We start from the raw sequence: 20,129 nt of genomic DNA on the forward strand, positions 1-20,129 counted from the left end.
CTCGGCGGCGGTGATTGGGCGGAGCGCCGCGGGTCGCGTACCGTCGATGGCCGTTCCGCCGGGCGGCCCCTGATGCCGTTCCGGTCGGGCTCCCGCGGCCGCACGCCGGCCGTGTCACGACCAGGAGACCCTCGCACCACGGCGAGGGCGTCGACACCCCGTTTGGACCTCCTTTTCTTCATGCCTTTGCACTCTGCCCTGCCCTCCGTCCTGCCCACCGGCCGTCCGTCCCGGCTCGCGGCCACCTCGACCCTCGCGGCAGCGGTCGTCCTGGGGCTGCTGCCTGCCACGGCCACGGCCGCCGAGAGCGAGCCCGCACCCGCCGGCACCGAGCCGGTGGCTGCTGCTGCCGCCCCCGACACCACGCCCGTCCGCCTCCGGGTCGGCCGCAACGACACGCGACCGGTGCGTACCTCGGCCGCGTGGCCGGCCGGCGTCCTGCGCGAGCAGGGCGTCGAGGTCTCCCGTCGCGACCAGGTCCGCGTCCTGCGCGCCGAGCGCCGCGTGAGCGGCGACCGGCGCCGGCTCCGCCGTGGCGACACCGTCAAGGTCGTCCGCGTCGAGCGCACGGTCGACACCCGCCGCGTCAAGGTGCGCGCCGGCGTCGAGAAGCGGCGTACGACGTCGCTGCGACCCGGCCAGCGCCGCGTGGTGCGTGACGGCCGCCCGGGGGTGCGCAAGGTGCGCGTCGTCCGGGTGACCCTCAACGCCCGCGTCGTCGACCGCGCCGTCCGCAAGCACATGGTCCGCGACCCGCGGCCGCGCCGCGTGCTCGTCGGCGCGCCGCGCCGGTCCGTGCCCGCCGCCGACCACCTGAACTGGCGTGGCCTCGCCCGTTGCGAGTCCGGCGGCAACCCGCGCGCCGTCAACGCGGCCGGCTACTACGGCCTGTACCAGTTCGACACCGGCACCTGGCGCAGCGTCGGTGGCCGCGGCATGCCGCACCGCGTCCCGGCGGCGGAGCAGACGTACCGCGCGAAGCTGCTCTACAAGCAGCGCGGCCGCTCGCCGTGGCCGCACTGCGGTCGCTACCTGTGACCAACGCCCTCGCCGGCTGAGTCCCGCCCGCACCACCACCGGCGCGGCCACCGGACGACACGGCGTCCCGGGTCCCTCCGACCGGGGAGCGGTCCGCCGACCGGGCTGGTTCCGACCTCGCGCGGTCGCGGGGTCGTGTGCTCGTCGACGCGGGAGTGCGCGTCCTGGGGCACACGACCCGGCTCCGGCCGTCGGGGGTGGCGGGGTACGTCGGCTCCGAGCGCGCGTCAACGATCATTCAATTGCGCGGGAATGGCGCGTCTGCGCGCGTCCCAGGCGCTGAAACCACGCAATTGCGCGATTGTCGACGAGCGGCCCGTCCCGCCTGGTGCCCCGTGCTCCCATGACCACTGACGACCGCGGGTGGGCGGGCACCGCGAGCAGCAGTGTGAGGCCCCCGCCGGCGGGGCACCGAGCGCTCATGCGCATCGCGATCACCGGAGCGTCCGGCAACATCGGCTCGGCGCTGGTACGACGGCTGCAGGCCGACGGCACCCACGACCTGGTCGGCCTCGCCCGGCGCCCACCAGAGGACCGCGACGGCGCCCACGACAGCGCCCACGACAGCGCCCACGACGGGGTCACCTGGCACAGCGTGGACCTCAGCACCGACGCGTGCCACGACACGCTGGTCGAGGCGTTCCGCGGGGCCGACGCGGTGGTGCACCTCGCCTGGGGCTTCCAGCCCTCGCACGACCTCACCTACCTCGCCGAGACCGGCATCGGCGGCACCCGCCGCGTGCTCCGCGCGGTGACCGAGGTGGGCGTGCCGCACGTGGTCCACATGTCCTCGGTCGGCGCCTACGCCCCGAAGCAGGACGACCGGCCGGTCGACGAGTCCTGGCCGACCGAGGGCGTGCCGACCAGCCGCTACAGCCGCCACAAGTCGGCCGCCGAGCGGCTCCTGGACCAGCACGAGACGGCCCACCCCGACCGGGTCGTCACGCGGATCCGCCCCGGCATCGTCGGCCAGCGCGCCGCCGGGTCGGCGCTGCTGCGCTACGGCATCCCCGCCCTCGTCCCGTCCCGCGCCCTGAGCCTGCTGCCGGTCCTCCCGATGGACCGCGGCCTCGTCATCCCGATGGTCCACACCGACGACGTGGCCGAGGCGGTCGCGACCGTGCTGCGCCAGGGGGCGGCCGGCCCGTTCAACCTCGCCGCCGACCCGCCGGTCACGGCCCAGGTGATCGCCGACGTGCTCGGCGCCAAGCTCGTGCACGTCCCGTCGCAGGTCGTCCGGGCGGTCATGTCGGCCACCTGGCACGCCCGACTCCAGCAGGTCGACACCGGCTGGCTCGACATGGGCTTCGCGCTGCCGACCATGGACACCACCCGCGCCCGGGTGGAGCTGGGCTGGGCGCCGACCAAGGACGGGCCGACGGTCTTCGCCGAGGTCGTCGCCGGCATGAAGGACGCCGCCGCGGGCCGCACGCCCGCCCTGCGCCCCCGTTCGGTCCTCGGGGCGGTGAGCGACGCCGTACGACGCGGGCCGGTCGCCGTGCGGCGCCGGCCGTGACGACGAGCGCGGTCCCCGCCCGGTCGGGTCCGCGCGCCCGGACCCGGTCCGGGCGGGCCGCCGCGCTGCTCGCCGCCGCCCACGGCGGCCCCGCTCTTGCCGTCACGACGATCGCGGGACTGCTCGCGGTCCGCAGCGAACTCGACGCGACCGACGCCGTGCTCGTCACCGCCGCCGTCCTGACCGGCCAGCTCACCATCGGGTGGGGCAACGACCTGCGCGACCTGCCGCGGGACCGGGCGGTCGGCCGCACCGACAAGCCCCTGGTCACCGGCGACCTGCCGGTGCTGTGGGTGGTCGTCGCCCTCGGCGCCACGGCCGTGGCCTGCATGGCGCTCTCCGCCGCCGTCGGGTGGCGCAGCGCGCTGGTCAACGTCGTGCTGGGCGCCGGCGCCGGCCACGCCTACAACCTCGGGCTCAAGGCGACGTGGTGGTCCTGGGCGCCCTACGCGTGCGCCTTCGGCACCCTGCCCTCCGTCGTCACCCTCGCCGGACCGGACCCGGCCTGGGCGCCGGCCTGGATGACCGCCGCGGGCGCCCTGCTCGGCGTTGGCGCGCACCTGCTCAACACGCTGCCCGACCTCGATGACGACGAGCGCACCGGCGTCCGCGGGCTGCCGCACCGGATCGGCGCGACGCCGTCCCGCGTGCTGGCCGCGGTCCTGCTCGGCGGCGCCTCGGTAGCCGCCGTCCTCGGCCCTGCTGGCAGCCCGCCGGCGTGGGCGTGGGCGGCCCTCGCGCTGGCCGTGGCCCTCGCGGCCGTGACACTGGTGACCCGCGGACGGACCCCGTTCCGGGCCGCCGTCGCCGTCGCCCTGCTCGACGTCGTGCTGCTGGTGGCTGCCGGATGAGCCCGCGCGAGGAGCGATGGGACCTCGTCGTCGTCGGTGCCGGCCCAGCGGGCGCCGCCACCGCGATCGGCGCGCTCCACGCCGACCCGCGGCTGCGGGTGCTCCTGCTGGACCGCGCCGACTTCCCCCGGGACAAGGCGTGCGGCGACGGCATCGCGCCGCACGTGCTCGACCTGCTCACCGAGGCCGGCGTCACCGGGCTGCTCGACGACCGGATGCCGGTCGACCGCCTGCGGCTGGTCCGCGGCGGCGCCGAGGCGGAGCGGACCATGACCCGACCGGCGTACGTCGTGCCGCGGGCCGTCCTCGACGCGCGCCTGGTCGACGCGGCCGTCGCGGCCGGTGCCGAGCTGCGGCGGCACCGCGTCCGCACGCTGCACGAGGAGCCCGGGTGCGTCGTGCTCGACGGCGAGCTGCCCGCGGCCGTGGTGGTCGGGGCGGACGGAGCCCACTCGGTCGTCCGCCGGGCGCTGGACCGGCCGCGCGGACCGGTGGCGCTGGCGATCCGCGGCTACGCACCGGTCACGGCGGCCCACGCCGGTCGCCAGGTCATCGAGCTCGGCACCGAGCACCAGCCGTCGTACGCCTGGTCCTTCGACTGCGGCGACGGCACCGCCAACGTCGGGTACGGCGAGGTGCTGCACGACGACCGGCCTGCCCCCACCCGCGCGGAGCTCTTCGAGCGGCTCGAGCGGCTGCTGCCCGATGTGACCGTCGGCGGCACCGGTTGGAAGGGCCACCACCTGCCCCTGTCGACCGCCCGCTGGCGCCCGCGGAACGGCCGCGTCCTGCTCGTCGGTGACGCCGCCGGCCTGGTGAACCCGCTCACCGGCGAGGGCATCTTCTACGCCGTCGCGACCGGCCTGGCCGCGGGCCGCGCGGCCGCCGAGGCGCTGCGCCGGGGGAGTCCCGAGCGTGCCGGGTCGCTGCACCGCCGGGCGACCCGGGCGATCCTGCTGCCGCACCTGCGCCACACCGCCCTGGCCGCGACCCTGACCCGCAGCAGCCGGGTGCTCGGGGCCGGCATCGCCGCCGCTGCGGCGGACCAGCGTGTCTTCGACGACCTCGTCGAGCTCGGCCTCGCCCGGGGCCGGCTCACCTCGTCCCTCGCGCTCGGGCTCGGGCGCGCGCTGCTCAGGCCTCCGCCCGCCACCCACCGCGACCCGCGACCGCCCGCCCTCAAGGAGCCCGCATGACCACCACCAGCCTCCCGAGCCGCCCGAGCCGGGTGGTCAGCGTCCGCGGCGCGCTGCCGGAGCACCGCTACACCCAGGAGGAGATCACCGCCTCCTTCACCGACACGCTCATCGAGGGGTCGATCAACCCGGGCGTCGTCGAGCGCTTCCACCGCAACGCCTGCGTGGACACCCGGCACACCGCGATGCCGCTCGAGGAGTACGCCGGTCTCGGTGACTTCGGGCAGTCCAACGACGTGTTCATCCGCGCCGGCGTCGACCTCGGCGCCCGGGCCGTGGTCGACGCGCTCAAGGCGGTCGGCCTCACGCCGGCCGACGTCGACGTCATCGTCTCCTGCACCGTCACCGGCCTGGCCGTGCCGTCGCTGGAGGCCCGGGTGGCCCAGGAGATCGGCCTGCGCCCCGACGTGGTCCGGCTGCCGCTGGTCGGCCTGGGGTGCGTGGCCGGCGCCGCTGGCGTCGCCCGGCTCCACGACCTCCTGCGCGGCCGCCCCGACGGGGTCGCGGTGCTGATGTCGGTCGAGCTCTGCTCGCTCACCCTGCAGCGCGACGACACCTCGGTGGCCAACCTGGTCGCCAGCGGGCTCTTCGGCGACGGCGCCGCCGCGGTGGTGGCGGTCGGCGCCGACCACCCGCTCGCGCAGGTGGCCGAGCCGACCCAGCCGGAGGTCCTCGCCTCGCGCAGCCGGATGTACCCCGACTCCGAGCGCACCATGGGCTGGGACGTCGGGGCCGGTGGCCTGAAGATCGTCCTCGACTCCTCGGTGCCGGACCTGGTCCGGCAGTACGTCGGCGACGACGTGAGCGGCTTCCTCGCCGACCACGGCCTCACGCACGACGACGTGGAGTGGTACGTCGCGCACCCCGGCGGCCCGAAGGTGCTCGAGGCCCTGCAGGACGCCCTCGAGGTCGATCGTGACGCGCTCGGGATGACCTGGGACTCGCTGCGCCGCATCGGGAACCTGTCCTCCTCCTCGGTGCTCCACGTCATGGCCGACACGCTCGCCGACCGGCCGCCCCGGCCCGGCTCCTACGGGTTGATGCTCGCCATGGGCCCGGGGTTCTGCTCCGAGCTCGTGCTGCTGCGCGCGCCGGACGACTCCACGGAGGCCACCGCGTGAGCCTGGAGGTCGCCTTCACGCTGCTCGTGGCCGCCGTGGCCGTCGAGCGGGTCGCGGAGCTGGTCGTGTCCAACCGCAACGCCGAGTGGAGCCTGGCCCAGGGCGGTGTCGAGTCCGGTCGCGGGCACTATCCGTTCATGGTGGTGCTGCACACCGGCCTGCTCGTCGGCGCGCTCGTCGAGGTGTGGGTGCGCCGCCCCGAGCCGCCCGCCGCGCTGGTCTGGTCGATGTTCGTGCTCGTCCTCGCGTCCCAGGCGCTGCGCTGGTGGTGCATCCGCACGCTCGGCCGGCAGTGGAACACCCGCGTCATCGTCGTCCCGGGCGCCGCCCGTGTGACCGGCGGTCCCTACCGGCTCATCCCGCACCCCAACTACGTCGCCGTCGTCGTCGAGGGCTTCGCGCTGCCGCTGGTCGGCGGCGCGTGGATCACCGCGATCGTCTTCACCGTGCTCAACGCGGGCCTGCTTGCGACCCGGATCCGCGCCGAGGACGCCGCGCTCGCGAACCTCACCGGTCGCGTGCCCGGCGGTGCTGCGGCGTGAAGGACCTCCTGGTCGTCGGCGGAGGACCGGCCGGCCTCGCGACCGCGCTGCACGCCGCCCGCGCCGGCCTGGACGTCACGGTCCTCGAGCAGCGCGTCGGCACCGTCGACAAGGCCTGCGGGGAGGGGCTGATGCCCGGCGCGGTCGCCGCACTGGCCGACCTCGGCGTCGACCCGGCCGGGCACGACCTGCTCGGGATCCGGTACGTCGCCGGGGCCCGCCGCGTCGAGGCCGACTTCCGGTCCGGACGCGGCCGCGGCGTACGCCGCACGACCCTGCACGACGCCCTCAGCCGGGCGGTCGCCGACGCCGGCGTGGCGGTCGAGCACGTCGGGGTGCACGGGATCGAGCAGGACGACGAGGGCGTCACGGTCGGCGGGCACCGCGCGCGGTACGTCGTCGCGGCCGACGGCCTGCACTCGCCGCTGCGCCGCTCGCTCGGCCTGGACCGCCCTCGGCGCCGCCAGCTGCGGCGGGGGCTGCGCCGGCACTACACCGTCCGGCCCTGGTCGGACCACGTCGAGGTGCACTGGGCCCGTGACGCCGAGGCCTACGTGACGCCGGTGGCCGACGACCTCGTGGGCGTCGCCGTGCTCACCACCCGCACCGGTTCGTACGACGACCACCTCGCCGCCTTCCCCGAGCTGCTCGACCGGGTCGCCAGCGCCGCGCGCTCGGGCTCGGACCGCGGCGCCGGGCCGCTGCGGCAGGACGCCACCGCCCGCACGGCCGGCCGGGTGCTGCTCGTCGGCGACGCGGCCGGTTACGTCGACGCGCTCACCGGGGAGGGGATCGCGCTCGCGGTGGCCCAGGCGGGCGCGGCCGTGCAGGCGGTCGTCCGCGGCGACGTCGCGGCGTACGAGCAGGACTGGCGGCGCCTGACCCGGCGCTACCGCTGGCTCACCTCCGCGCTGCTCGGCGCGACGAGCCGGCGGTCGAGCCGCTCAGCGCTCGTGCCGACCGCGGAGCGGCTGCCGTGGCTCTTCGGGGCGACCGTCGACGCGCTCGCGCGCCCGGCCCACGCCGGGGCTCACTCCTCGCCGACGGGCCAGTCCGCGGGGTAGTCGCCGGCGAGCTTGTCGTGCTGCTTCTGCAGCTTCTTGCGCAGCTTGGTGGGCAGCCGGTCGCCGAAGACCGTGCCCCGGGTGTGGTCGGTCTCGTGCTGGAGGCACCGCGCGAGCAGCCCGTCGCCGGAGAACGTCACGGGCTCGCCGTCGAGGCCGGTGCCGGTCACGGTCGCGAAGTCCGGCCGGGCGCACTCGACGAACGCGCCGGGGAAGGACAGGCAGCCCTCCTCGGACTCCTCGAGCCGGCGGTCGCGGCCCTCGGGGAGGACGAGCTCGGGGTTGCACACCACGCCGACGGTCCGCTCGCCGGAGTCGTCGGGACAGTCGAAGACGAAGACGGCCCGGTCGACGCCGATCTGGCACGCGGCCAGGCCGACCCCGTCCGCGGCGTACATCGTCGCCACCATGTCGGCGACCAGCGACCGCAGCTCCGCGTCGTACGCCGTCACCGGCTGCTGCGGGCGGTGCATCACCGGCGTGCCCCAGCGCGTCATCGGGCGGACCGTGCCGCCGGTCGGCAGCGGGCCGTGCGGGGCGTGGTGCGGGGGCTCGGCGGGGGCGGGCATGGGCGCGATCCTAGTCGGCCGGACCGGTCCGACCCGCTGTCCGGCGGTCTGTGACCCGGCCCACGGCGTGGGGTGTAGCCGGTGGTGTAACTCGTAGTTACATTGGCGCCATGTCCTTGATCCAGAAGCTGGGGCCCGGCGGCAGGCACGGGCTCGCCACGCAGGAGTCGCGCGACCCGATCGGGTACGCCGTGGCGGCCCTGAACCGCGTGGCCCAGAGCGACCTCATCGACCGGCTCGGCCTGCGCCGCACCGCCGAGCAGACCGTCTTCACCGTCACGCGCACCGGGTTCCGGACGGCGACCGCGGCCGGCCGGTCGTTCCAGCGCGCCGGCCAGCGCGGCAAGCCCGGTGTCCGGGTGCCGTCCGCCCCGCGCACCGGCGTCTTCGACCTGACCCCGACCGAGGACGAGCAGATGCTCGTCGACGTCGTGACCGAGCTCGCCGAGGAGGTCGTGCGGCCCGCCGCGGCCGAGGCCGACGAGTGCTGCACGGTGCCCGACTCGGTGCGCTCGGCCGCCCAGGAGGTCGGGCTGCCGCTGCTCGGCGTGCCCGAGTCGCTCGGCGGCATCTCCGAGGAGCGCTCGGCGATGGCCGGCACGCTCGTGGCCGAGGCGCTCGCGAAGGGGGACATGGGCCTCGCCGTCGCGACGCTCGCCCCCGGGTCGGTCGCCACCGCCCTCGGCCTGTGGGGCACCGACGAGCAGCAGCGGACCTACCTGCCCGCCTTCGCCGGCGAGGACGTTCCCGCCGCGGCGCTCGCCCTCAACGAGCCGACCGTCCTCTTCGACGTGCTCGTCCCGTCGACCACCGCGGTCCGGCGTGGCGACTCCTACGTGCTCAACGGCACCAAGTCGCTCGTGCCGCTCGGCGCGGAGGCCGAGCTGTTCGTCGTCGGCGCCTCCCTCGACGGCACCCCGGTGCTGTTCCTCGTCGAGTCGTCCACGGCCGGCCTCACGGTCGAGGGCGACCCCGGCATGGGCGTGCGGGCCGCCGGCCTGACCCGGCTGGAGCTCACCGACGTCACCGTGCCGGCCGAGGCCGTCCTCGGCGCGACCGACGGGACGACGTACACCGAGTGCGTGCGGCTCTCCCGCCTCGCCTGGTGCGCGCTGGCGGTCGGCACCGGACAGGCGGTGCTCGACTACGTGACGCCCTACGTCAAGGAGCGCGAGGCGTTCGGTGAGCCGATCGCCCACCGGCAGTCGGTGGCGTTCATGGTCGCGAACATCGCGATCGAGCTGCAGGCTATGCGGCTGCTGACCTACAAGGCGGCCGCGCGCGCCGCGGCCGGCAAGGAGTTCGGCCGCGAGGTCGGGCTGGCGCGCAACCTGTGCGCCGCCAAGGGCATGCAGATCGGCCTCGACGGCGTCCAGGTGCTCGGTGGCCACGGCTTCGTCAAGGAGCACCCGGTGGAGCGGTGGTACCGCGACCTGCGGGCCGTCGGCGTGATGGAAGGGAGCGTGCTGGTCTGATGGCCATCTCGTTGGAGGACCCGAAGAAGTTCCGGCCGCTGGTCTCGCAGGCGCACCAGGTCGCGATGAACATGCTGCGCCCGATCTCCCGCAAGTACGACAGAGCCGAGCACGAGTACCCCAAGGAGCTCGACATGCTCGCCGCGATGATCGACGGGCTCTCGGAGTCCGGCGCGAACGAGGGCGCGGGGGCCGCCGGCGTACGCCGCGGCGAGGACGGTGCGAAGAAGGACGACGGCGGCGTGAAGAACGGTGCGAACCTCGCCTCGGTCATGTCGATCGCCGAGATGTGCTGGGGCGACGTCGGCCTGCTCCTGTCCATGCCGCGCCAGGGGCTCGGCAACTCCGCGATCGCCTCGGTGGCCAACGACGAGCAGGCCGAGCGGTTCGCGGGCGTCTGGGCCGGCATGGCCATCACCGAGCCCGGCACCGGCTCGGACTCGGCCAACATCACGACGACCGCGGTGCTGGACGGCGACGAGTACGTCCTCAACGGCGAGAAGATCTACGTCACCGCCGGCGACCGCGCCGACCACATCGTCGTCTGGGCGACGCTCGACCGCTCGCTGGGCCGGGCCGCGATCAAGTCGTTCGTCGTGCCGAAGGGCACCCCCGGCATGCGGGTGGACCGGCTCGAGCACAAGCTCGGCATCAAGGCCTCCGACACCGCGACGATCATCTTCGAGAACTGCCGGGTGCCGAAGGAGAACCTGCTCGGCTCCCCGGAGATCGACACCAAGCAGGGCTTCGCCGGCGCGATGGCGACCTTCGACAACACCCGGCCGCTGGTGGCCGCGATGGCCGTCGGCTGCGCGCGCGCCGCCCTCGACCTGACCCGGTCACTGCTGGCCGACGCCGGCGTCACGGTCGACCACGACCGACCGGCGCACCTCCAGCACGCCGCGGCCGCCAAGCTGCTGCAGATGGAGGCGGACTGGGAGGCGGCGCACCTGCTGATGCTCCAGGCCGCCTGGATGGCCGACAACCGCCGGCCGAACTCGCTCGAGGCCTCGATGGCCAAGGCGAAGGCCGGCCGCGTCGGCTCCGACATCACGCTGTCGTGCGTCGAGCTGTGCGGCTCGGTCGGCTACAGCGAGGCCGAGCTGCTGGAGAAGTGGGCCCGCGACTCCAAGATCCTCGACATCTTCGAGGGCACCCAGCAGATCCAGCAGCTGATCGTCGCCCGTCGCGTCCTCGGCCTCTCCAGCGCCGAGCTGAAGTAGCGGTCGGGACGCAACCGGCCCACAGACGAGAACGGCCCCCGTGGATCGCTCCGCGGGGGCCGTTCGACGTGCTGGTGGCGGCGTACGCCGGGGCGTCAGCCCTTGTCGGTGTCGCTCGCGCGGCCGAGGGTCTCGGCCTCGCTGGCGACCGCGCTCGCCGTGCCGGGGTCGATCAGCGGGGTGTCGCCGGCGGAGGAGGTGCCGAACCCGGTCTCGCCGGTGTCCGGGTTGGACGGGACGCCGGCGCCACGGGTGCCGGCCGGGGTGATCGCCTCGGTGCCGGCGCCGCCGGCGAGCTCGGCGGCGGAGAGCGGGACGTCGCCGGAGGAGGTGCGCTTGGCGGCGGGGGTCTTCTTCGCCGGGGCCTTCTTCGCAGCGGGGGCCTTCGCAGCAGGAGCCTTCTTCGCGGTGCCCTTCTTGGCCGGGGCCTTCTTGGCGACGGCGGCGGCGATGTCGGCCGGGGTCACGTCGACGTCGTCCACGTCGGCGGCGGCGTCGATCGCGTTGTCGGGCTCGGTCGTCCTGGCGGCCTTCTTCGCGGTCTTGGCGGTGCCCTTGCGGGTGGTCGCCTCGCTCAGCGAGCCCTTGCCCGGCGTCGCCTGGGTCGCGGCCTCCTTGACGGCGGCGGTGGCGACATCCTCGACGGGCGCCTTCACCGGCTCGCTCGCGGCCTTCTTGGCCGGGGCCTTCTTCGCCGCGGGCGTCTTCTTGGCCGGGGCCTTCTTGGCGGCGGGCTTCACCGGGTCGCCCTGCGGGCGGCTGGGTGCGGCGACCTTCGTCGCGGTCGTGTCGGCCTTCTCAGCCGGTGCGGGGGTCTCGGTGCCGGCCGGCGGCTCGGCGGTCTTGCGGGCGATCGGGTCCTCGGTCGGCGCAGCGGGCGTGCCGTGCTTCTTCAGGCCCGGCACCAGCGAGGTCACGGCGCCGACGGTGCCGGTCGCGCGGGAGATCGCCTGGCCGGTGACCTGGCCGGCGACCGCCCTGCCGAGCTCGACGGTGCCCTTCGCCTGGCCGACGGCCTGGCCGACCGCCTTGGAACCCGAGCCGATCGGGTCCTTGATGGTGTCGAGGGCGGCGTCCTTGATCTTGCCGAGGGGGCTCTTGCGGGCCACGGTGTCGGTCCTTCCGGTGGGTCGAGGTCTCCGAGGAGTGAAACAGGCGCGTACGACGCGCGGTTCTCGGTCCCGTACCCCGGACGAACCTGAGCAGAACACCGCGTCGCGGTGACCTTCGCCATGCGGCGGACCGCCCCGGACGCGTCAGGAGACGGCGCGGAAGGGGTCGTGCTCGGCGAGGATCTTGTCGACGCGGGCCTGGTCGAGGCGGGCGGAGACGGCCTGGGTCTCCTGGGCGTCGCGGATGACCTTCGCGAGCGTGAAGGCGGAGGTCGTCAGGTAGAGCGTGGTGACGGCGAAGAACGCGCGCACCCACGGGTCGACGGGGACGTAGAGGACGGCGAAGAGCATCGCGGAGAGCGCGACGGCGAAGGAGATGCCGGCCTGGGCGTAGAAGGCGGTCGTGTTGCGGACGGAGGTCGGAGTGCTCATGGCCCTCAGCCTCGCCACGGCCCGGCGCGGCGGGATCCGTGCGCGCACCCGTCCGCACCTGAGTACCAGTGCTCGGCCGCGGTCACCGAGCCCCCATGAAGCTCTACGCGGACGCCACGCCCCGCTTCGCGACCCAGCTCGCGCTCGACGCGCTGCTCGTCGGCTGGGTCGTGCTGTGGATCTGGGTCGGCAACACCGTCCACGACGGGACGATGGAGCTCGCCGGCCCGGGCGAGCGCACGGCGGCGTCCGCCACGAGCCTTTCGGAGTCGATGGGCGACGCCGGCCGCTACCTGGAGGACGTGCCGCTCGTCGGGGGCGGGATCGCGTCGCCGTTCGAGCAGGCCTCCGACGCCTCACGGGCGCTGGCCGACGCGGGGGAGTCGACGGTGCGGGCGGTCGAGCGGCTCGCCTTCTGGCTGGGGCTCTCGATCGCGGCGATCCCGATCCTGGTGGTCGCCACGCGGTACGTCCCGGGCCGGGTGAGGTTCGTCCGCGAGGCCACCGCCGCGCAGCGGTACGTCGACGGGCCGGCCGACCTCGAGCTGTTCGCGCTGCGGGCGATGGCGCACCAGCCGCTCTCCGTGCTGGGGCGAGTCACCGACGACCCGGTCGGCGCGTGGCGCCGCGGTGACGCGGCCGTCGTCGAGCGGCTCGCGCGCCTGGAGCTGGCCCAGCACGGGCTGCGCCCGCCCGCGCCGCGGCGTACCTCCGCTCCACGCATCCCACCGCCCCCGCCGCACCCGCCGAGGGGGGCCGGGTCGTGACGGGCACCTGGCCGACGGGCAACGTGGACGACGACGCGCGCACCGAGCTGATCATCAGCACCTTCGCGGACGCGTTCGCGCCGCTGATGGCGGCCGACCCCGTGGCGTTCCGCGGCAAGTACCGCTCGATGGCCCGCGACCCGCACGCGTTCTACCGCGGCAGCGCCAGCCTGTTCTACGCCGACGTCACGGCCCGCGGCGCCGACGGTGCCGTCGACGACGGCTGGGTCGACGAGCGCTCGGGGCGGATCTGGGTCCACGGCGACCTGCACGTCGAGAACTTCGGGACCTACCTCAGCGACGACGGCCGGCTCGTGTTCGACGTCAACGACTTCGACGAGGCCTACCTCGGCCGCTGGACCTGGGACGTGCTGCGCTTCGCCGCGTCGCTTGCCCTGGTGGGCTGGCAGAAGGCGCTGCCCGAGCCCGACGTGCGCGACCTCGTCGGGACCTACGTCGACGGCTACCTCGACCAGGTCGACGACTACCGCCGCGCGGCCGACGACGCGGCCGATGACGCGGCCGAGTTCGCCCTGCACCTGGACAACACCGAGGGGCCGATCCACCAGGCGCTGGTGCGTGCCCGGCAACGCAGCCGGGCGGACCTGCTCGACGCCGCCACCGTGCGCGTCGACGGGGTGCGGCTCTTCCGCGACGACGTCTCCGTCCGACGCCTGCCGGACGAGGAGCGCGCGAAGGTGGAGGCCGCGTACGAGAGCTACCTGGGGACGATCCCGGAGGACAAGCGCTCGGACCGGGCGCTCTTCTACCGGCTCCGCGACGTCGTGGGGAAGTCCGGCTTCGGCATCGGCTCGGCCGGGCTGCCGGCGTACAACGTGCTCATCGAGGGCCACAGCGAGGCGCTCGACAACGACGTCGTGCTGTCGATGAAGCAGGCGAACGTCCCGGCGATCAGCCGCTTCGTCGACGCGGGGACCGTCGAGGGGTACTTCCGGCACGAGGGCCACCGCACGGTGGTGAGCCAGCGGGCGCTGCAGGTGCACACGGACCCGCTGCTCGGCTGGACCGAGCTCGACGGCGTCGGGTACGTCGTCTCGGAGCTATCGCCCTACGAGGTCGACCTCGACTGGACCGGGCTGACCGAGCCCGACCAGGTCGCCGAGGTCGTCGGCCTGCTGGGCCGCGCGACGGCGAAGATCCACTGCGCCTCGGACGAGGACAGCGAGCAGGACCTCGTCGACTTCCAGGTCGAGGACGCGGTCGCGGCTTCGGTCGAGGGACGGCGCGACGAGCTGCGCACCTGGGTCGCCGACGTCGGGCTGCGGTACGCCGACCGGGTGCGCGCCGACCACGCGCTCTTCGTCAGCGCGTTCCGCGAGGGGCGGATCGGCGTCTCCTCGACCTGACGCCGACCGTCTGGCCTCAGACCAGGCCGGCGCCGGCGGAGGGCTCGGCCCGCAGGTGGGCCGGGGCCGCGAAGCCGCGGAGCGCGAACTCGGTGTCGATCGCCCGCATCACCGCCTCGACCCGCTCGTCCGGCACCAGCGCGACCGACGAGCCGCCGAAGCCGCCGCCGGTCATCCGCGCCCCGACCGCGCCGGCCTCGACGGCGACCGCCACGGCCGCGTCGAGCTCGTCGCAGGAGATCTCGAAGTCGTCGCGCATCGACGCGTGCGAGAGCGCGAACAGCCGCTCGACGGTGTCGCGGTCGCCGGCGGCCAGCGCCTCGGCCACGGGCCGGACCCGGTCGATCTCGGTCACGACGTGCCGCGCGCGGGCGCGCACCCGCTGGTCGGGGATCCGGTCGACTTCCCCCAGGTCGGCCTGCCGCAGCGACGGCACGCCGAGCTCAGCCGCGGCCGCCTCGCAGTCGGCGCGCCGGGCGGCGTACCCGCCGTCGACGAGCTCGTGGGAGACCCGGGTGTCGGTCACGAGCAGCGTCAGCCCGTCGAGGTCCAGCGCGACCGGGCGGGTCTCGTCGCTGTCGAAGTCGACCAGCAGCGCTGTGCCGGCCTCGGCGAGGACCGACACCGTCTGGTCCATGCCGCCCGTGGGCGCCCCGGCGACCTCGGTCTCCGCCCGGATGCACGCGTCGACCACGAGCTGACGGGCGTCGGCGTCGAGGTCGCGCCCGGCCAGCGCCAGGACCGCGACGGCCACCGAGCACTCCAGCGCGGCCGAGCTGGACAGACCGGCCCCCAGCGGCACGCGTCCGTCGACCAGCAGGTCGACCCCGGGCACGTCCACGCCGGCCTCGCCGAGCGCCCACAGCACGCCCGCGGCGTACGCCGTCCAGCCCTGCGGGCCGCCCGGCCCGGCGTCCACCGGCGTGCCCTCCCAGGTGGCGTCGGACTGGAGGCTGGCCACCCGCACCCGGCCGTTGGTGCGCGGCGCCGCGGCGGCGTACGTCGCGTGCGGCAGCGCCAGCGGGAGGACCAGGCCGCGGTTGTAGTCGGTGTGCTCACCGATCAGGTTGACCCGGCCCGGCGCCCGGCCCACGACGGCGGCGGGGGCGCCGTACCGCTGCTCGAAGGCGGCGCGGAGGTCGGCGGCGATCTGGTCCGGGTTGCCGGGCTCGAGGAGGTCCACGCGCCCACCCTAGGAAGTCGGGCCAGAAGTCCGGTCGGCGGCGTGGCACCGCGTACTGTCGGGATACGTGCGATTCCTCCACGACGCGCGACCCGCGCACGACCTGACCTACGACGACGTGTTCATGGTCCCGCGGCACTCCGCGGTGGCCAGCCGGTACGACGTCGACCTGTCCACCAGCGACGGGACCGGCGCCACGCTGCCGCTCGTGGTCGCGAACATGACCGCGATCGCCGGCAAGCGGATGGCGGAGACCGTGGCGCGCCGCGGCGGCCTCGTGGTGGTCCCGCAGGACATCCCGGTGCCCGTCGTCGCCGACGTCGTCGCGTGGGTGAAGTCGCGCCACCTGGTCTTCGACACCCCGATCGAGCTCACCCCGCACCAGACCGTGGCCGAGGCGCTCTCGCTCATCCCCAAGCGCGCCCACCACGCGGCGGTCGTCGTCGACGCCGGCCGGCCGGTCGGCGTGGTCTCCGAGGGCGACTGCGCGGACGTGGACCGGTTCGCGCAGGTGCAGCAGGTGATGCGGCGCGACTTCGTCACGATCGCGGACGGCACGGATCCGCGCACCGCCTTCGACGCGCTCGACAAGGCGCGCGAGCCGCTCGCGGTCGCGGTGGACGACGACGGCGCGCTGGTCGGGGTGCTCACCCGCACCGGCGCGCTCCGGGCCACGCTCTACACGCCGGCCGTGGACGCCCGCGGCGGCCTGCGGATCGCGGCCGCGGTCGGCGTCAACGGCGACGTCGCGGACAAGGCGCGCCGGCTGCTCGAGGCCGGCGTCGACTGCCTCGTCGTCGACACCGCGCACGGCCACCAGGACCGGATGCTGGAGGCGCTCCGCTCGGTCCGCGCGCTCGACCCGTCCGTGCCGGTCGTCGCGGGCAACGTCGTGGACGCCGACGGCACCCGGGCGCTGCTCGAGGCCGGCGCGGACGTCGTCAAGGTCGGCGTCGGCCCCGGCGCGATGTGCACGACGCGGATGATGACCGGCGTCGGCCGGCCGCAGTTCTCCGCCGTGCTCGAGTGCGCCGCGGCCGCCCGCGACCTCGGCGGGCACGTGTGGGCCGACGGGGGAGTGCGGCACCCCCGCGACGTGGCCCTGGCGCTGGCCGCCGGCGCCGCGAGCGTGATGATCGGCTCGTGGTTCGCCGGCACCCACGAGTCGCCGGGGGACCTGGTCGAGGACCCGAGCGGTCGCGCCTACAAGGTGTCCTTCGGGATGGCGTCCGCCCGCGCCGTCGCCAACCGCACGTCGGCGGAGTCGGCGTACGACCGGGCGCGCAAGGGCCTCTACGAGGAGGGGATCTCCTCCTCGCGGATGTACCTCGACCCCGCCCGCCCCGGCGTGGAGGACCTCATCGACCAGATCTGCTCCGGCGTCCGCTCGGCCTGCACGTACGCCGGGGCGCGCGACCTCGCCGAGCTGCACCAGCGCGCGGTCGTCGGCGTGCAGTCCGCGGCGGGCTACCAGGAGGGGCGACCGCTCGCCACCTCCTGGTGAGCCGGGCTCAGTCGGCGGCGCGCCCGGTCCTCGGCCCGGCCTCGGGCTCGGTCTCCGGGTCGGTCCCCGCCTCGGCGGGGTCCTCGGTGACCGGCGCCGCCTCGAACGAGAGGGCGAAGTCGTCGCCGTGCTCGGTGACGCCGGCGACGACGGCCTGCTCGACCGCCTCCACGGCGTACTGACGACGCACGACGAGCGGGTCCTGGCGCAGGTCCTTCACCAGGGAGACGGCCAGGCCGATCATCACCAGCACGAAGGGCAGCGCCGCGACGATCGTGATCGTCTGCAGCCCTGACAGCGCCTCCGCGCCGCCGACGAGCAGCATCACGGCCGCCACCGCGCCGGTGGCGACGCCCCAGAAGACGACCGTCGGCTTGCGCGGCTCGGTCGTCCCGCGCTCGGACAGGGTGCCCATGACGATCGAGGCGGCGTCGGCGCCGGAGACGAAGAAGATGCCGACCAGGACCATGACCAGGATGCCGGTGACCGTCGCCCAGGGGAACTGCTCGAGCGTGGCGAACAGCTGCGACTCCAGCCCCTCGGCGCCGGCGATGTCGACGCCGTCGGACTGCAGGTCGATCGCGGTGCCGCCGAAGATCGCGAACCAGACCAGGCTGATCAGGCTCGGCACGAGCAGGACGCCGGTCACGAACTGGCGGATGGTGCGACCGCGCGAGATCCGGGCGATGAACATGCCGACGAACGGCGTCCACGAGAGCCACCAGGCCCAGTAGAAGATCGTCCAGCTCTGGAGCCACTCCGCGGTCTCCGGACCCTCGGCGCCGGTCCGGGCCGCCATCGTCGGCAGGTCGCCGAGGTAGGTGCCGATCGAGCTGGGCAGCAGGTTGAGGATGAACACGGTCGGCCCGACGACGAAGAGGAACAGCGCGAGGAGCACCGCGAGCACCATGTTGATGTTCGAGAGGTACTGGATGCCGCGCGCGACGCCCGACACCGCCGAGAGCACGAACGCCCCGGTCAGGACCGCGATGATCGCGACGAGCACGCCGTTGCCGACCTCGCCGAGCCCGCCGACGATCTGGAGGCCGCTGCGGATCTGGAGCGCACCCAGGCCGAGCGAGGCCGCGGAGCCGAAGAGCGTCGCGAAGATCGCGAACATGTCGATGACCTTGCCGCCCGCGCCGTGGGCGTGGCGGCCGAGCAGCGGCTCGAACGCGGCGGAGACCAGCTGGGCGCGGCCCTTGCGGTAGACGCCGTAGGCGATGGTGAGGCCGACGACCGCGTAGATCGCCCACGGGTGGAGCGTCCAGTGGAAGAGAGTCGTCGCCATCGCGGTCTCGGCGGCCCGCGGCGTGCCGGCCTCGCCGGTGCCCGGGGGCGGCTCGGTGAAGAACGTCACCGGCTCACTGACGCCGTAGAACATCAGGCCGATGCCCATGCCGGCGCTGAACATCATGGCCACCCAGGAGACGGTGCTGAACTCGGGCTCCTCGTCGTCCCGCCCGAGGGGGATCCGGCCGAACTTGCCCAGCGCCAGCCACAGCACGAAGACGACGAACCCGCTCGCGGTCAGCACGAACAGCCAGCCGGTCGAGTTCATCACCCAGTCCAGCGCGCTGCCGGAGGCGGAGGCGAGGGACTCGGTGCTGACGAAGCCCCACACCAGGAACGCGACGGCGATGACCGCCGTGACGCCGAAGACGACGCGGTCCAGGCCGCGCTCGACGCGCTGCTCCTCGGGCACGGCGTCCAGCGCCGGGTGGACGACGTCCACGGGCGGTTGGACGACGGCATCGACGACCTTGCGGGCCGTCGGGCGGTCGTCGCGTGGCTGGGGGTGCTCCTGCTGTGTCGTCACGATCTGTCCACGTACCCGTCCCACCCGGACCGCACACCGTCCGGCGGGGTGGCGTGGCCCACTCCGCCCGGGACGGGTGAGCAGGGTGGGTCAGCCGCGCGAGCTGCGGACCGATCGCCCCCGGACGATCCCCACGAACGCCTGGCACTGCTCGTCGTCGCGCTCGACCAGCCAGGCCAGGCCGACGGTCGTCGGCTCCAGGTCGGTGACGACCCGGTGCTCCACGTCCTTGCGGTTGTGCAGCCGGGCGATCGCCATCGGCACGATCGCGACGCCGGTGCCGCTGGCGACCACCTCGACGGCGTCCTTGACGCTCATCGGCGGCCAGTCCAGCTGGGGTACGTCGGGGCGCCAGCCCGATCGGTGGGGGAGCACCAGCTGCTCCTCGGCCAGGTCGGCGGTCGTGACCTCCTCGGCCAGGGTCAGCAGGTGCTCGTCGCCGACGACGGCGACCGGGAGCTCGTCGTACAACGGGATGAGGTGGAGGCCCTCCCGGTCGACGGGCAGCCGCACGAGGCACATGTCGACCTCGCGCTCGCGCAGGACGCGCTCCTGGTCCTCCTCGGTCACGGGGACCAGCTCGAGGGGCTCGCGGGTGCGCCGCTGGCGCCAGTGGCGGGCCCACTTGTCGGGCGTCGCCCCGGTCACGAAGCCGACGCGGAACGGCGGGGTGCTCACGGGCTCGACCCTAGGGCTCGCCTCGCGCTGCTCGTGCGGCGCGGCACCCCGCCGGCGCGCGGTCACGCCGCCTGGGCCACCAGCGCGAGGAACTCACGGTTGAACGCCGGGATGTCGTCGGGCTGCCGGCTGGTCACCAGGTTGCCGTCGACGACGACCTCCTGGTCGACCCACTCGGCCCCGGCGTTGCGCAGGTCGGTCTGCAGGCTCGGCCACGAGGTGACCTGCTTGCCACGGACCACGTCGGCCTCCACCAGCACCCACGGCGCGTGGCAGATCACCGCGGTCGGCTTGCCGGACTCCACGAACCCGCGCACGAACGTCACCGCCGACTCGAACGTCCGCAGCAGGTCGCCGTTGGGCGCCCCGCCCGGCAGCACGAGCCCGTCGAAGTCGTCGACGCTCACGTCGTCGACCACCTTGTCCACGCCGAACGTGTCGGCCTTGTCGAGGTGGTTGAACGCCTGCACCTCCCCGGACTCGGTGCTGAGGAGGACCGGCGTGCCGCCCGCCTCCTTGACCGCCTCCCACGGGCCGGTCAGCTCCGCCTGCTCGATGCCCTCGGTCGACACGAGGAACGCGATCGTCTTGCCGGACACGGACTGCTCTGCCACGGGAACTCCCTCTCTGGTGCACGTCTTCCTGCCCCGCTCCGGTGACCACGGACCGGAG

Annotated in this window: 19 protein-coding genes; 12 read left to right on the plus strand and 7 right to left on the minus strand. The window is 74.7% G+C overall.

The features are described from left to right. The first annotated feature begins 180 nt into the window (after window positions 1-180). From H7344_RS02535 to H7344_RS02565, 7 genes are all read left to right on the plus strand, one after another. Window positions 181-1,038 carry a resuscitation-promoting factor gene (locus H7344_RS02535; protein WP_186344418.1) on the plus strand — a complete coding sequence of 286 codons (858 nt, stop codon included), beginning with the start codon at window positions 181-183 and terminating at the stop codon, window positions 1,036-1,038. 421 nt (window positions 1,039-1,459) lie between these two features. After that, window positions 1,460-2,554 carry an NAD-dependent epimerase/dehydratase family protein gene (locus tag H7344_RS02540; RefSeq protein WP_186344419.1) on the plus strand — a complete coding sequence of 365 codons (1,095 nt, stop codon included), beginning with the start codon at window positions 1,460-1,462 and terminating at the stop codon, window positions 2,552-2,554. After that, on the plus strand, window positions 2,551-3,405 hold the full coding sequence (locus tag H7344_RS02545) for a UbiA family prenyltransferase (protein WP_222130089.1): 855 nt from the start codon (window positions 2,551-2,553) through the stop codon (window positions 3,403-3,405). The genes H7344_RS02540 and H7344_RS02545 overlap by 4 nt, the downstream gene beginning before the upstream one ends. Further along, window positions 3,402-4,601 (plus strand): NAD(P)/FAD-dependent oxidoreductase, encoded by a 1,200-nt coding sequence (locus H7344_RS02550; RefSeq protein ID WP_186344420.1) that lies wholly within the window; start codon window positions 3,402-3,404, stop codon window positions 4,599-4,601. The genes H7344_RS02545 and H7344_RS02550 overlap by 4 nt, the downstream gene beginning before the upstream one ends. Further along, window positions 4,598-5,722 carry a type III polyketide synthase gene (locus H7344_RS02555; protein WP_186344421.1) on the plus strand — a complete coding sequence of 375 codons (1,125 nt, stop codon included), beginning with the start codon at window positions 4,598-4,600 and terminating at the stop codon, window positions 5,720-5,722. Before H7344_RS02550 ends, H7344_RS02555 begins: the two co-directional genes overlap by 4 nt. After that, window positions 5,719-6,264, plus strand: coding sequence for an isoprenylcysteine carboxyl methyltransferase family protein (locus H7344_RS02560; protein ID WP_186344422.1), 546 nt, complete (start codon window positions 5,719-5,721; stop codon window positions 6,262-6,264). The genes H7344_RS02555 and H7344_RS02560 overlap by 4 nt, the downstream gene beginning before the upstream one ends. Next, window positions 6,261-7,328, plus strand: a complete 1,068-nt coding sequence (locus H7344_RS02565; RefSeq protein ID WP_186344423.1) for an NAD(P)/FAD-dependent oxidoreductase — start codon at window positions 6,261-6,263, stop codon at window positions 7,326-7,328. Before H7344_RS02560 ends, H7344_RS02565 begins: the two co-directional genes overlap by 4 nt. On the opposite strand, the gene def is transcribed toward H7344_RS02565, so the two are convergent. After that, window positions 7,295-7,897: a peptide deformylase gene (def, locus tag H7344_RS02570; RefSeq protein WP_186344424.1), complete on the minus strand. Its 603-nt coding sequence runs from the start codon at window positions 7,895-7,897 to the stop codon at window positions 7,295-7,297. The two genes, H7344_RS02565 and def, sit on opposite strands and share 34 nt — an antisense overlap. A 110-nt stretch (window positions 7,898-8,007) precedes the next feature. Between def and H7344_RS02575 the strand changes: the two genes are divergently transcribed. After that, window positions 8,008-9,372 (plus strand): acyl-CoA dehydrogenase family protein, encoded by a 1,365-nt coding sequence (locus H7344_RS02575; RefSeq protein ID WP_186344425.1) that lies wholly within the window; start codon window positions 8,008-8,010, stop codon window positions 9,370-9,372. Continuing rightward, the gene (locus H7344_RS02580) at window positions 9,372-10,595 is read left to right on the plus strand and encodes an acyl-CoA dehydrogenase family protein (RefSeq protein WP_186344426.1); all 1,224 of its coding nucleotides are present in this window, start codon (window positions 9,372-9,374) and stop codon (window positions 10,593-10,595) included. The genes H7344_RS02575 and H7344_RS02580 overlap by 1 nt, the downstream gene beginning before the upstream one ends. Before the next feature lie 95 nt (window positions 10,596-10,690). On the opposite strand, the gene H7344_RS02585 is transcribed toward H7344_RS02580, so the two are convergent. Then, a complete protein-coding gene (locus tag H7344_RS02585) occupies window positions 10,691-11,704 on the minus strand; it encodes a hypothetical protein (RefSeq protein WP_186344427.1) in 1,014 nt (337 codons plus the stop codon). Between the two features lie 147 nt (window positions 11,705-11,851). Then, window positions 11,852-12,139: a YiaA/YiaB family inner membrane protein gene (locus tag H7344_RS02590; protein ID WP_186344428.1), complete on the minus strand. Its 288-nt coding sequence runs from the start codon at window positions 12,137-12,139 to the stop codon at window positions 11,852-11,854. A gap of 95 nt (window positions 12,140-12,234) precedes the next feature. On the opposite strand from H7344_RS02590, the gene H7344_RS02595 reads away from it, so the two are divergent. Together H7344_RS02595 and H7344_RS02600 are read left to right on the plus strand one after the other, a co-directional pair. After that, a complete protein-coding gene (locus H7344_RS02595; RefSeq protein WP_186344429.1) occupies window positions 12,235-12,906 on the plus strand; it encodes a hypothetical protein in 672 nt (223 codons plus the stop codon). After that, complete coding sequence (locus H7344_RS02600) at window positions 12,903-14,273, plus strand: DUF2252 domain-containing protein (RefSeq protein WP_229706781.1); 1,371 nt, start codon at window positions 12,903-12,905, stop codon at window positions 14,271-14,273. Before H7344_RS02595 ends, H7344_RS02600 begins: the two co-directional genes overlap by 4 nt. A 16-nt stretch (window positions 14,274-14,289) precedes the next feature. On the opposite strand, the gene galK is transcribed toward H7344_RS02600, so the two are convergent. Then, window positions 14,290-15,456: a galactokinase gene (gene galK, locus H7344_RS02605; protein WP_186344430.1), complete on the minus strand. Its 1,167-nt coding sequence runs from the start codon at window positions 15,454-15,456 to the stop codon at window positions 14,290-14,292. Between the two features lie 67 nt (window positions 15,457-15,523). On the opposite strand from galK, the gene H7344_RS02610 reads away from it, so the two are divergent. Then, on the plus strand, window positions 15,524-16,960 hold the full coding sequence (locus H7344_RS02610; protein WP_186344431.1) for a GuaB1 family IMP dehydrogenase-related protein: 1,437 nt from the start codon (window positions 15,524-15,526) through the stop codon (window positions 16,958-16,960). A gap of 7 nt (window positions 16,961-16,967) precedes the next feature. Here the strand turns inward: H7344_RS02610 and H7344_RS02615 are convergent, their stop codons facing one another. From H7344_RS02615 to H7344_RS21030, 3 genes are all read right to left on the minus strand, one after another. Further along, entirely contained in the window at window positions 16,968-18,779 is a 1,812-nt protein-coding gene (locus H7344_RS02615) for a BCCT family transporter (protein WP_186344432.1), read from the minus strand. Window positions 18,780-18,869: 90 nt separating this feature from the next. After that, window positions 18,870-19,457 carry a LysR substrate-binding domain-containing protein gene (locus H7344_RS02620; protein WP_186344433.1) on the minus strand — a complete coding sequence of 196 codons (588 nt, stop codon included), beginning with the start codon at window positions 19,455-19,457 and terminating at the stop codon, window positions 18,870-18,872. 62 nt (window positions 19,458-19,519) lie between these two features. Then, window positions 19,520-20,071 (minus strand): type 1 glutamine amidotransferase domain-containing protein, encoded by a 552-nt coding sequence (locus H7344_RS21030; protein WP_186344434.1) that lies wholly within the window; start codon window positions 20,069-20,071, stop codon window positions 19,520-19,522. Between the last annotated feature and the right edge of the window lie 58 nt (window positions 20,072-20,129).

Origin of the sequence: Nocardioides deserti (genome assembly GCF_014266025.1) — a bacterium.
Classification (GTDB): domain Bacteria; phylum Actinomycetota; class Actinomycetes; order Propionibacteriales; family Nocardioidaceae; genus Nocardioides; species Nocardioides deserti.

Coding starts and splice junctions, on each gene's coding strand:
- H7344_RS02590 (WP_186344428.1), bottom strand. CDS start 12,139: ATGAGCACTCCGACCTCCGTCCGCAACACGACCGCCTTCTACGCCCAG.
- H7344_RS02580 (WP_186344426.1), top strand. CDS start 9,372: ATGGCCATCTCGTTGGAGGACCCGAAGAAGTTCCGGCCGCTGGTCTCG.
- H7344_RS02550 (WP_186344420.1), top strand. CDS start 3,402: ATGAGCCCGCGCGAGGAGCGATGGGACCTCGTCGTCGTCGGTGCCGGC.
- H7344_RS02535 (WP_186344418.1), top strand. CDS start 181: ATGCCTTTGCACTCTGCCCTGCCCTCCGTCCTGCCCACCGGCCGTCCG.
- H7344_RS02555 (WP_186344421.1), top strand. CDS start 4,598: ATGACCACCACCAGCCTCCCGAGCCGCCCGAGCCGGGTGGTCAGCGTC.
- H7344_RS02575 (WP_186344425.1), top strand. CDS start 8,008: ATGTCCTTGATCCAGAAGCTGGGGCCCGGCGGCAGGCACGGGCTCGCC.
- H7344_RS02595 (WP_186344429.1), top strand. CDS start 12,235: ATGAAGCTCTACGCGGACGCCACGCCCCGCTTCGCGACCCAGCTCGCG.
- def (WP_186344424.1), bottom strand. CDS start 7,897: ATGCCCGCCCCCGCCGAGCCCCCGCACCACGCCCCGCACGGCCCGCTG.
- H7344_RS02540 (WP_186344419.1), top strand. CDS start 1,460: ATGCGCATCGCGATCACCGGAGCGTCCGGCAACATCGGCTCGGCGCTG.